Annotated in this window: 11 protein-coding genes; 7 read left to right on the forward strand and 4 right to left on the reverse strand. The window is 72.8% G+C overall.

Going from position 1 to position 11,168, the window contains the following annotated elements; all coding sequences use genetic code 11:
* Positions 1–61: 61 nt before the first annotated feature.
* On the forward strand, positions 62–823 hold the full coding sequence (locus tag ACWEV0_RS24750) for an endonuclease/exonuclease/phosphatase family protein (RefSeq protein WP_453151619.1): 762 nt from the start codon (positions 62–64) through the stop codon (positions 821–823).
* A gap of 100 nt (positions 824–923) precedes the next feature.
* On the opposite strand, the gene ACWEV0_RS24755 is transcribed toward ACWEV0_RS24750, so the two are convergent.
* Together ACWEV0_RS24755 and ACWEV0_RS24760 are read right to left on the reverse strand one after the other, a co-directional pair.
* Positions 924–1,562, reverse strand: a complete 639-nt coding sequence (locus tag ACWEV0_RS24755; RefSeq protein ID WP_453151620.1) for a hypothetical protein — start codon at positions 1,560–1,562, stop codon at positions 924–926.
* Positions 1,563–1,710: 148 nt separating this feature from the next.
* A complete protein-coding gene (locus ACWEV0_RS24760) occupies positions 1,711–2,499 on the reverse strand; it encodes an alpha/beta hydrolase (RefSeq protein ID WP_453151621.1) in 789 nt (262 codons plus the stop codon).
* Between the two features lie 181 nt (positions 2,500–2,680).
* Between ACWEV0_RS24760 and ACWEV0_RS24765 the strand changes: the two genes are divergently transcribed.
* From ACWEV0_RS24765 to ACWEV0_RS24785, 5 genes are all read left to right on the forward strand, one after another.
* On the forward strand, positions 2,681–3,412 hold the full coding sequence (locus ACWEV0_RS24765) for a lysophospholipid acyltransferase family protein (protein WP_453151622.1): 732 nt from the start codon (positions 2,681–2,683) through the stop codon (positions 3,410–3,412).
* A 36-nt stretch (positions 3,413–3,448) separates the two neighbouring features.
* Positions 3,449–4,681: a MacS family sensor histidine kinase gene (macS, locus tag ACWEV0_RS24770; RefSeq protein WP_453151623.1), complete on the forward strand. Its 1,233-nt coding sequence runs from the start codon at positions 3,449–3,451 to the stop codon at positions 4,679–4,681.
* Positions 4,682–4,722: 41 nt separating this feature from the next.
* Positions 4,723–5,370, forward strand: coding sequence for a response regulator (locus ACWEV0_RS24775; protein WP_453151630.1), 648 nt, complete (start codon positions 4,723–4,725; stop codon positions 5,368–5,370).
* Between the two features lie 114 nt (positions 5,371–5,484).
* Positions 5,485–6,474, forward strand: coding sequence for an ATP-dependent 6-phosphofructokinase (locus ACWEV0_RS24780; protein WP_453151624.1), 990 nt, complete (start codon positions 5,485–5,487; stop codon positions 6,472–6,474).
* 69 nt (positions 6,475–6,543) lie between these two features.
* Positions 6,544–7,539 (forward strand): 2-hydroxyacid dehydrogenase, encoded by a 996-nt coding sequence (locus ACWEV0_RS24785; RefSeq protein ID WP_453151625.1) that lies wholly within the window; start codon positions 6,544–6,546, stop codon positions 7,537–7,539.
* A gap of 3 nt (positions 7,540–7,542) precedes the next feature.
* Here ACWEV0_RS24785 and ACWEV0_RS24790 read toward each other — a convergent pair whose 3' ends face one another.
* Positions 7,543–9,468 (reverse strand): anthranilate synthase family protein, encoded by a 1,926-nt coding sequence (locus ACWEV0_RS24790; protein WP_453151626.1) that lies wholly within the window; start codon positions 9,466–9,468, stop codon positions 7,543–7,545.
* 106 nt (positions 9,469–9,574) lie between these two features.
* The gene (locus tag ACWEV0_RS24795; protein WP_123954659.1) at positions 9,575–9,631 is read right to left on the reverse strand and encodes a trp operon leader peptide; all 57 of its coding nucleotides are present in this window, start codon (positions 9,629–9,631) and stop codon (positions 9,575–9,577) included.
* A gap of 119 nt (positions 9,632–9,750) precedes the next feature.
* Here ACWEV0_RS24795 and ACWEV0_RS24800 point away from each other — a divergent pair.
* Positions 9,751–11,168: class II 3-deoxy-7-phosphoheptulonate synthase (locus ACWEV0_RS24800; protein WP_453151627.1), on the forward strand; the 1,418-nt coding region annotated here is incomplete at its 3' end.

The raw sequence follows: 11,168 nt of genomic DNA on the forward strand, positions 1-11,168 counted from the left end.
TCACGCCGGTGCCCGCCGCGCCCTCTGGGGCTCGGCGGGCACCGGCGTCTATGTTGACCGCATGGCGATCAGTGAGCTGCCCAACTCCCGCACCGAACCCGACGGTTCGGCCGTCGTCCGGGTCCTCTCGTACAACGTGCGCTCGATGCGCGACGACGAGGACGCCCTCGCCCGGGTGATCCGGGCCTGCGCCCCCGACCTGGTCTTCGTCCAGGAGGCCCCGCGCTTCTTCCGCTGGCGCAAGCACGCGGCCCGGCTCGCCGCCAAGTGCGACCTCGTCATCCTGAGCGGCGGCGCGACCGCCGCCGGGCCGATGCTGCTGTGCTCGCTGCGGGCCACCGTCGAGCACACCGAGGACGTGCTCCTTCCGCTCACCCCCGGCCGGCACCGACGCGGCCTCGCCACCGCCGTGGTCCGCCTCGGCGGCGCGCGCGTCGGGCTCGTCAGCTGCCATCTGAGCCTGTACGCGGACGAGCGCCACGCCCAGGCCGGCCTGCTCCTGGACCGGGTGGCCGCGCTCGGCACGCCGTACGCGATCGTCGCCGGCGACCTCAACGAGCGCCCCGGCGGCCGCGCCTGGACCCGCCTGACCAAGGAACTCCAGGACGGCCGCGCGGCCGCCCCCTGGGGCACCGAACCCACCTGGCCGGCCCAGGCCCCCGACCGCCGCATCGACGCGATCCTCGCCACCCCGGGCGTCGAGTTCCTGGCCTGCGGCGTCCCGACCGACCTCGACCCGAAAGACCTGCAAACGGCGACGGACCACCTGCCGGTGCTGGCGGTGGTCCGTATCCCGGCGAGCCCGGCCGGGGCGTCGGCCTGAGCCCCGGCGTCGGCGGCCGGAGGCGGCCGCAGCCCTCCGAAGCCCGTGAGGCGCCCCGGCGCCGAGCGGTGCGAGCGCGGGCGTCGGGAGGCCCCGGCGGCTACACCACCGCGCCCCGGCCCGGGTCGTCGAAGCCGTCGTCGTCCTCGTCGTCGCTCTTCATCCGGGCCACCAGGGTCACGAAGCCGCCCAGGAAGCCGCCCACGCACAGCGTGGTCAGCCACCAGGTCATGTCCCACTGGAGCAGCACGGCGAGCAGCATCAGGACCGGGCCGCCGACCACCGCGAGCCAGGCGAACTTGGTCGTGGTGTCGGCCTCCGGCAGCGGCGGCGGCTCCGGCGGGACGAAGTGGCCCTCGTCGGCCGCGCCGCCGTCGCCCTCGTCCGGTTCGGCCGGCGAGTAGTCGCGCGGGCCGCCCGTGCCCACGCCCGGCGCGAACACGATCGACGAGCCGAGCGCCGGCCTGTCCGGCTCGGCGGGCGGCTCCGGCTTGCGGAACTTGTCCGGCTTCTCCGGCGACTCGGAGGCGGCGCCGCGCCCCGGCGCCACCGTCCCGCCGTCGTCGGGCGCGTCCGGCAGGTCCGGCAGCGCCAGGTCCTGCACCGGACGGTCCGGACGGAAGGGGCGCGCGCCCGGAGGGTCCGCGGGCTCCTCGCCGTACCCGGCGACGATCGCGGCCCAGGCCGCCTCCTCGTCGATGGGCTGCGGCTCGCGCTCCCCGTCCTGCTGATCAGCCACCGCTCGCGCTTCCCTTCTCGACGTCCTCGACCATGCCGACGTACTCGGCCTTTCCGACCTGCTCGACCTGCTCGACCTATGTGGTCGTCTCGGCCAGCTCGACCTGCTCGACCCACGTGGTCGTCTCGGCCTTGTCGGCCTGCTCGACCTACTTGGTCTTCTCGGCCTTCCCGGCCTTCTCACCGGAGAGCTCCGGAGCGAGCCGGGTCACGAACGCCCAGCTCTCCTCGAAGATCCGCTCCGCGTCATGGTCCAACGTCGCCACGTGGTAGCTCTGTTCCAGCAGGATCTCCTTGACGTCCGTCGACGACACCCGGCTGAGGATGCGCGCCGAGTCGGCCGGCGGCACCACATGGTCCTGCGGGCTGTGCAGCAGCACCATCGGCTGCGTGACCTGCGGCAGCTCTCCGTCGACGACCTGGAAGAAGCGCCGCAGCGAGTGCGCCGCGTGCAGCGGCACCCGCTCGTAGCCGGTCTCGGCCACGCCCGGCTTCGCGATGTCGCTGGCGATGCCCTTCGTGGACGGGACGAGGTGACGGACGACCGGCAGCGCGCGCGCCATGACGCCGTGCACCTTGTTGCCCGGGTTCACGAGCACGATGCCGCTGATCGCGTCGCCGTGCCGCGCGGCGAGCCGCAGCGTCAGCGCGCCGCCCATCGACAGGCCCATCACGAAGACCCGCGTGCAGCGCGCGGTGAGCTCGCGCAGCTCGCGGTCCACCTCCGCGTACCAGTCGTGCCAGGTGGTGAGCTGCATGTCCTGCCAGCGGGTGCCGTGTCCGGGCAGCAGCGGCAGCGAGACCGTCAGCCCGCGCCCGGCCAGATACTCGGCCCAGGGGCGCAGCGACTGCGGGGAACCGGTGAATCCGTGACAGAGGAGGACGCCGACCTCTCCGCCCTCGTGGCGGTACGGCTCGGCTCCAGGAAGGACCGACACGGGGTCTCCTGTTCGGTGTTCGACTACGGAAGGGGAAGGGTTTCACCGTACGCGACCGGACCGACACCGACCAGGGCCGTTCGCACGAAGCAGCGGCGCCCGCGGCGGTCCCGTCCCGCCCTCAAGGGATAAGGTCGTCGTGACGGCACACGGAAGGCATGACGAGTTGATCTACGGCGCTATGAAGTTCTCCCTCGGAGGGTCCCTGAAGATCGCCTTCAGGCCCTGGGTGGAGGGCCTCGAGAACATTCCCGCCGAGGGGCCGGCGATCCTCGCGAGCAACCACCTGTCCTTCTCGGACTCCTTCTTCCTGCCCGCCGTGCTCGACCGCAAGGTCACCTTCATCGCCAAGGCCGAGTACTTCACGAGCCCCGGCGTCAAGGGCAAGCTGACGGCCGCCTTCTTCAAGGGCGTCGGCCAGCTCCCGGTCGACCGCTCCGGCGCGCGCGGCGCGGGCGAGGCGGCGATCAAGGCCGGCATCGAGGTCATCGAGTCGGGCGGCCTGTTCGGCATCTATCCGGAGGGCACCCGCTCGCCCGACGGACGGCTCTACCGCGGCAAGCCCGGCGGTCTCGCCCGCGTGGCGCTCGCCACCGGCGCGCCGGTGATCCCGGTCGCCATGATCGACACCGAGAAGATCCAGCCGCCCGGCAAGATCGTGCCCAAGCTGATGCGCCCGGGCATCCGGATCGGCAAGCCGCTCGACTTCAGCCGCTACCAGGGCATGGAGGGCGACCGCTTCATCCTGCGCTCGGTGACCGACCAGGTCATGTACGAGATCATGAAGCTGTCCGGCCAGGAGTACGTGGACATCTACGCGACCGCCGCCAAGCGGCAGATCGCGGACGCCGAGAAGGCCGCCAAGGAGGCCGTCAAGGCCGAGATCGCGGCACGGGAAGAGTCCGGCGCCTGACCCTCTAGGAGGGGGCGCCCGGGGGTGGTGGGGGAGATGGCCAGGCGCGAACGTGTCGTGCGCATGTCGGTGGAGCAGCCGCTGTGGCGCGCGCTCACCGCGTACCGCGTCCTCACCATGGGGTACGCCGTACTGCTGTGCGTCTTCGGCTGGCGGCACTACGAGCGGCCCTGGGTCGCGGTCGCGTACCTCGCCGTGCTGTGCCTGTGGACCCTCGCCACGCTTCCCCAGGTGGCGAACGCGGCCAGCTGCACGAGGCGCTTCCTGGTCGCCGACCTCACCATCGCCCTCACCGGCATCCTGCTCACCCCGCTCGCGGACGAGCAGGTGCGGTCGGTGGACAGCTCCACCCTGCCGTCGATATGGACCGCCGGTGCCGTCCTCGCCTACGCCATCAAGGGCGGCTGGCGCTGGGCCGGCCTGGCGTCCTCGCTGGTCGCCGTCGCCAACGTCGTCGAGCGAGGCCACCCCACCCGCGACACCCTGCACAACGTGCTGCTCGTCTGGGTCGCCTCGATCGCCATCGGTTACGTGGTCGAGGTCGCCCGCGCCTCCGAGCGCACCCTCGCCCGCGCCCTGGAGATCGAGGCCGCGACCCGCGAACGGGAGCGGCTCGCCCGGGACATCCACGACAGCGTGCTCCAGGTCCTCGCCATGGTGCAGCGGCGCGGCACCGCCCTCGGCGGCGAGGCCGCCGAGCTGGGCCGGATGGCCGGCGAGCAGGAGGTCGCGCTGCGCACCCTGGTGGCCGGCGGGCTCATCCGTACCTCGTACGTCTCCGAGGACGAGTCCGAGGGCGCGGTCGTACGGCTGGTGGAGGAGCCGGAGGGGCCGGAGTCCGCGTCGGAGGACGTCGACCTGCGCACCCTGCTCGCCCCGCGCGCCGGTGCCCGGGTCACCCTCGCCGACCCCGGTGCCCCCGTTCCGCTGCCCGCCCCGGCCGCCCGCGAACTGGCCGCGGCCGTCGGCGCCGCCCTGGACAACGTGCGGGTGCACGCGGGCGAGGCGGCCCGGGCCTGGATCCTGGTCGAGGACTGGGGCGACGAGGTGATCGTGACCGTACGGGACGACGGCCCCGGCATCCCCGAGGGCCGGCTGGTGCAGGCCGAGGGCGAGGGGCGGATGGGCGTGGCCCTGTCCATCCGGGGCCGGCTGCGTGACCTCGGCGGCACCGCCGAGCTGATCTCGGTCCCGGGCCAGGGCACCGAAGTGGAACTGAAGGTCCCGCGCGCGCCGCGGGAACAGCGGGGGAAGGCAGGAGCGAAGTGAGCGAGCAGCAGGCAGTGGAACAGCAGCGGCCGATCAGGGTCATGGTGGTCGACGACCATCCGATGTGGCGGGACGCGGTCGCCCGCGACCTCGGCGAGGCCGGCCTCGACGTCGTCGCCACGGCGGGCGACGGCGAGCAGGCCGTCCGCCGCGCCGCCGCGGCCGACCCCGACGTCCTCGTCCTCGACCTGAACCTGCCGCTCAAGCCGGGCGTCCAGGTCTGCAAGGAGCTCGTCGGCGCCAACCCGCGGCTGCGCGTCCTCGTGCTCTCGGCGAGCGGCGAGCACGCCGACGTCCTGGAGGCCGTGAAGTCCGGCGCCACCGGCTATCTGCTGAAGTCGGCCAGCACGGAGGAGCTGCTCGACGCGGTCCGCCGCACCGCCGTCGGCGACCCGGTCTTCACGCCGGGCCTGGCCGGCCTGGTCCTCGGCGAGTACCGCCGGCTCGCCTCCGAGCCCGCCCCGGCCACCGGCGCCGACGAGCCGAAGGCCCCGCGGCTCACCGAGCGCGAGACCGAGGTGCTGCGCCTGGTCGCCAAGGGCCTGAGCTACAAGCAGATCGCCGAACGGCTCGTCATCTCCCACCGCACGGTGCAGAACCACGTGCAGAACACCCTCGGCAAGCTCCAGCTGCACAACCGCGTGGAGCTCGTCCGGTACGCCATCGAGGTCGGCCTCGACGACGCCTGACCGCCGGGATCCCCCTCGGGATTCACTCTCTTCGCCGTCTCGGGGCGGCCCGCGCCACCACTAGCGTGGGCCGCATCCCCTCAGGAGCCCCACGTACGGCGAAGGAGCGTGCCCATGCGCGTCGGTGTGCTGACCGGCGGAGGCGACTGCCCCGGACTCAACGCGGTGATCCGCGCCGTGGTCCGCAAGGGCGTCCAGGAGCACGGCTGGAGCCTCACCGGCTTCCGCGACGGCTGGCGCGGGGTGGTCGAGGGCGACACCGTCCCGCTCGACGTCCGTGCCGTCCGCGGCCTCCTGCCGCGCGGCGGCACCGTGCTCGGCTCCTCCCGCACCGACCCCTTCGCCCTCCCCGACGGCGTCCGCCGGATCCGGGAGCAGCTGGCCAAGCACCGCACCGACGCGCTGGTCGTGGTCGGCGGCCGCGGCACCCTCGGCGTCGCCGCCCGGCTGCACGCCGAGCACGGGCTGCCCTGTGTGGGCGTCCCCAAGACCATCGACAACGACCTGTCGGCCACCGACTGGACCTTCGGCTTCGACACCGCCGTCGGCATCGCCACCGAGGCCATCGACCGGCTCCACACCACCGCCGACTCGCACCGCCGGGTCCTGGTCGTCGAGGTGATGGGCCGCCACACCGGCTGGATCGCGCTGCACGCCGGACTCGCCGGCGGCGCCAACGTCATCCTCGTGCCCGAGCAGCGCTTCGACCTCGACCAGGTGCTCGCCTGGGTCGCCTCCCGCTTCTCCGCCACCTACGCCCCGATCCTCGTCGTCGCCGAGGGCGCCCGGCCGCGCGCCGGCGGGCCCGGCGCGGGCCCGGTGGGGGCGTGGCTGGCCGCCGAGATCGAGCGGCGCACCGGCAAGGAGGCCCGCACCACGGTCCTCGGCCACGTCCAGCGCGGCGGCAGCCCGAGCGCCTTCGACCGCTGGCTGGCCACCCGGTTCGGACTGCACGCGGTGGACGCGGTCAGGGACGGGGCGTACGGGACGATGGTCGCCCTGCGCGGTACGGAGGTGGTCCGGGTCCCGCTGTCGGCGGCGACCGGCCGGCTCAAGACGGTCGACCCGGGGCGGTACGCGGAGGCGGGGATCTTCTTCGGCTGAGCCGCCCGCGACGCCGAGCCGTATATTCACCCTTGAGCGGACAAAACCGGCACGACCCAGGAGGGGCCCGTGGAGATCCTGGCATTCGGCGTGCAGACGGACGAGAAGCCGCTCATGGAGAAGGCGTTCGAGGGCCGTCACGAGGTCCGCTGCCTGGGCGTCTTCCTCACCGAGGACACCGCCGCCATCGCCGCCGGCCACGAGGTCATCTCCACCAGCGTCAACGCCGACCTGAACCACCGGGTGCTGCGGACCCTCGCCGCCGGCGGCACCCGGATGATCGCCCAGCGCTCCACCGGCTTCAACAACATCGACCTCGACGTGGCCGAGCGGCTCGGCCTCACCGTCGCCCGCGTCTCGTACTACTCCCCGTACTCCGTCGCCGAGTTCGCCTGGACCCTCGCCATGGCGGTCAACCGGCGGATCGTCCGCGCCTCCAACCGGACCCGCGACTTCGACTTCCGGCTCGACGGACTCATGGGCCGCGACCTGCGCGGCCGGACGGTCGGCGTGCTCGGCACCGGCAAGATCGGCGAGGCGTTCACCCGGATCGCCCACGGCTTCGGCATGCGGCTGCTCGGCTGGGACATCGCCGAGAACCCCGCCTGCGTCGAACTCGGCATGAAGTACGTGGACAAGGAGCGCATCCTCACCGAGGCCGACCTCGTCAGCCTGCACGTCCCGCTGCTCCCGGCCACCCACCACCTCGTCGACGCCGCCGCCCTGCGCTCCATGAAGGACGACGCCATCCTGGTGAACTCCAGCCGCGGCGGCCTCGTCGACACCGAGGCCCTCGTCGGCGAACTGCGCGCGGGCCGCTTCACCGGGGTCGGCCTCGACGTGTACGAGGCGGAGGCCGGGCTCTTCTTCCTCGACAAGTCCCTCGCGGGCGTCGAGGACGACACGCTGGCCCGCCTGGTGACCTTCCCGAACGTGGTGGTCACCTCCCACCAGGCGTACTACACGGCCGAGGCGGTCGGCCAGATCATCGACACCACGGTCCAGAACGTCCTCGACTACCGCGCGGGACGGCACAGCGAGAACGTCCTGGTACCGAGGGGCTGACCCTCAGACGAGCACACCCGCCAGGAGCGACGCGGTCACCGCGGCCCCGTCCATCGTCAGCACCGACTCCGGATGGAACTGGACGCCCGCGAAGCCGGGTCCGCGCAGCGCGTGCACCTCGTCCGTCGCCGTGTCCCGGCTCACCTCGATCCGGTGCAGCGCCAGCTCCGTCGCCGTGCGCTCGTCGCACCGCGCCGTGAAGCTGTTGTAGAAGCCGACCGTCTGCTCCTGCCCGAACAGGTCGATCCGCACCTGCGCGCCCTGGAACGGCGTCTGCTTCCGCACGATCTCCAGGCCCAGCTCGGCCGCGATCAGCTCGTGGCCCAGGCACACGCCGAGCAGGCCGTGCCGGTGCTCGCGCAGCAGCTCCGCGGTCAGCCCGCGCAGAAAGCGCATCTTCGGGTCGGCCGCGTCCTGCGGGTCGCCCGGGCCGGGGCCGAGGACCACCGGACCGTCGTGGGCGAGGGCCAGCTCGCGAAGGCCCGGCTCGTCGTAGCGGAGGACGGACACGTCCAGGCCGGACGAGCGCAGCAGATGCGCCAGCATCGCCGTGAACGTGTCCTCGGCGTCGACGACCAGCGCGTGCCCGGACAGCTCCGCCGAGCTCCCCCAAGCTCTCAACTCCGTTCGAGCAGGGGGGTCCCCCATCTGCATCCGCAGCCAGAACGGCGCCAGGTCCGCCCGCCGGGCGTCGAGCGCCGCCCGCACCCGCGGGTCCTCGGCCAGCCGGGCCGGCGCCGCGCCCTCCTCGCGCGGCCGCCCCTCCCGCACCCCGAGCGCGGCCAGCACGCCCGCCGCCTTCGCGTGCGTCTCGGCGACCTCGCCCGCGGGGTCCGAGTGCCGGACGAGCGTGGCGCCGACGGGTACCCGCAGGGTGCCGTCGGCGGCGATGTCGGCGGTACGGATGAGGATGGGGGAGTCCAGGGTCTGCGCCCCGTTCTCGTCGGTGCCGAGCAGCGCGAGCGCGCCGGCGTAATAGCCGCGGCCGCCGACCTCGTGGCGCCCGATGACCCGGCACGCGTTCTGCAGCGGTGAGCCGGTCACGGTCGCCGCGAACATCGTCTCGCGCAGCACCTCCCGCACGTCGAGCGAGGAGCGGCCGCGCAGCTCGTACTCCGTATGGGCGAGATGCGCCATCTCCTTCAGCCGCGGTCCGATCACCACCCCGCCCCGGTCGCCGACCGTGCACATCATCTTCAGCTCCTCGTCGACGACCATCGACAGCTCCTCGGTCTCCTTGCGGTCGGCCAGGAACGCGAGCAGGTCCTCGGGCGTCGGCGCGGCGCCCGCCGGATAGCGGTAGGTGCCGCTGATCGGGTTCATCACGACCGTGCCCCCGGACATCCGCACGTGCACCTCCGGGCTGGCGCCGACGAGCGTGCGGTCCCCGGTGTGGACGACGAAGGTCCAGTACGCGCCGCGCTCGCCCGCGAGCAGCCGCCGGAACAGCGCCAGCGCGTCGGCCCGCCCGAAGCCCGGGATCTCGCCGGTGAAGGTGCGCCGGATGACGAAGTTCGCGCCCTCGCCGCGCCCGATCTCCTCGTCGATCACCCGCCGCACGATCCGCCCGTACTCCTCGTCGGACACGTCGAAGCCGCCGCCCTCGACCCGTACGGCACGGTCCGGGAGCTGCGCGAGGGCGTCGGCGAGCGGCAGCTCGTACGCCTCCTCGGCGGCCAGGACGGCCAGCGGCGTGCCGTCGTCGCGCACGTCGAACCCGCGCTCCCGGATCTGCCGGAACGGCACGAGCGCCAGCGTCGGCAGCTCACGGCGCACGGGCAGCTCGGCGAGCCGCTCGGCCTCGTGCACGGGGCCGATGAGCACCTCGACGGTGTCGTGGTCACGGCCGGGGGTGCGGCGGCGCAGCAGCGCGAACGGGGGGCAGGAGTCGTCGAGGAGACGGGAGAGGTCGAAACGGGGGAGATCCATGGGCGTTCCTTCCGGGGATCGGGGCGATCGGGGAGAGGAACGGCCTCGCGGGTACGAGAAAGGCCGCCCCTCGGGCGGCCTTCGCGTGGTTTCGGTGTACGCGCAGTCAGTGGGCCGCCGGATGAGCGGTCCACCACCAGTTCTGGGTCGTCTGCGTGAACATGGCGCCGATCGTAGCCCACGCCCCCGTGTCGGGTCCGTCTGTTTCGTCGCTTCCGCTGTATTCGTCTCATCAGGCGGTCACTGGCGTGGACGAGGGCCTCGGACCCGTACTGTGGTGACGTGACCGTGAACGCTGATACCCACGCCGTCGCCAAGGCGACCTGGCGAGACCTGCCCGCGGCGCAGCAGCCTGAGTACCCCGATGCCGAGGCTCTGCGCGACGTCGTCGCGGAGCTCGAGTCCTATCCTCCGCTCGTCTTCGCCGGCGAGTGCGACCAACTGCGCGCCCGGATGGGAGCCGTCGCCCGTGGCGAGGCGTTCCTCCTCCAGGGTGGCGACTGCGCCGAGGCCTTCGACGCCGTCTCCGCCGACCACATCCGTGCCAAGCTGAAGACGCTGCTCCAGATGAGCGCCGTCCTCACGTACGCGGCCTCCGTGCCCGTCGTGAAGGTCGGCCGCATCGCCGGGCAGTACTCCAAGCCGCGTTCCAAGGGGACCGAGACCCGCGACGGCGTGACGCTCCCGACCTACCGGGGCGACTCCGTCAACGGCTTCGACTTCACCGAGGCCGCCCGGGTCCCGGACCCGGAGCGCCTGAAGCGGATGTACCACGCGTCCTCGTCGACGCTGAACCTGGTCCGCGCCTTCACCACCGGTGGCTACGCCGACCTGCGCCAGGTGCACGCCTGGAACCAGGACTTCGTGAAGTCGTCCCCGTCGGGCCAGCGCTACGAGCAGCTGGCGCGCGAGATCGACAACGCGCTGAACTTCATGAAGGCGTGCGGCACCGACCCGGCCGAGTTCCGCGCGGTCGAGTTCTACGCCTCGCACGAGGCGCTGCTGCTCGACTACGAGGGCGCGCTGACCCGTACCGACTCGCGCACCGGCAAGCTGTACGACACCTCCGGCCACATGGTCTGGATCGGTGAGCGCACCCGCCAGCTGGACCACGCGCACATCGAGTTCTGCTCGCAGATCGCCAACCCGATCGGCATCAAGCTCGGCCCGACCACCACGGTGGACGAGGCGCTGACGTACATCGACCGCCTGGACCCCGAGCGCGAGCCGGGCCGGCTGACCTTCATCGTCCGCATGGGCGCCGACAAGGTCCGCGACAAGCTCCCCGAGCTGGTCGAGAAGGTCACCGCCTCGGGTGCGACGGTCGCCTGGGTGACCGACCCGATGCACGGCAACACCTTCGAGGCCGCCTCCGGCCACAAGACGCGCCGCTTCGACGACGTGCTCGACGAGGTCAAGGGCTTCTTCGAGGTGCACAAGGAGCTGGGCACCCACCCGGGCGGCATCCACGTCGAGCTCACCGGTGACGACGTCACCGAGTGCGTGGGCGGCGGCGACGAGATCTTCGTCGACGACCTGCACCAGCGCTACGAGACGGCCTGCGACCCGCGGCTCAACCGCAGCCAGTCGCTGGACCTGGCGTTCCTGGTGCACGGTCTCGCCCAGGTCGCTGATGCGCACCGTGATCGGCCCGGCGATCTCGCGCAGCAGCTCGCGGCGCCCGGCCTCGTCCCGCCGCG

The organism is Streptomyces sp. NPDC003943, assembly GCF_053605265.1.

Excerpts from the sequence above, each read along its gene's own strand:
- ACWEV0_RS24750 (WP_453151619.1), top strand. The coding sequence starts at position 62 with ATGGCGATCAGTGAGCTGCCCAACTCCCGCACCGAACCCGACGGTTCG.
- ACWEV0_RS24765 (WP_453151622.1), top strand. The coding sequence starts at position 2,681 with ATGAAGTTCTCCCTCGGAGGGTCCCTGAAGATCGCCTTCAGGCCCTGG.
- macS (WP_453151623.1), top strand. The coding sequence starts at position 3,449 with ATGGCCAGGCGCGAACGTGTCGTGCGCATGTCGGTGGAGCAGCCGCTG.
- ACWEV0_RS24775 (WP_453151630.1), top strand. The coding sequence starts at position 4,723 with ATGGTGGTCGACGACCATCCGATGTGGCGGGACGCGGTCGCCCGCGAC.
- ACWEV0_RS24780 (WP_453151624.1), top strand. The coding sequence starts at position 5,485 with ATGCGCGTCGGTGTGCTGACCGGCGGAGGCGACTGCCCCGGACTCAAC.
- ACWEV0_RS24790 (WP_453151626.1), bottom strand. The coding sequence starts at position 9,468 with ATGGATCTCCCCCGTTTCGACCTCTCCCGTCTCCTCGACGACTCCTGC.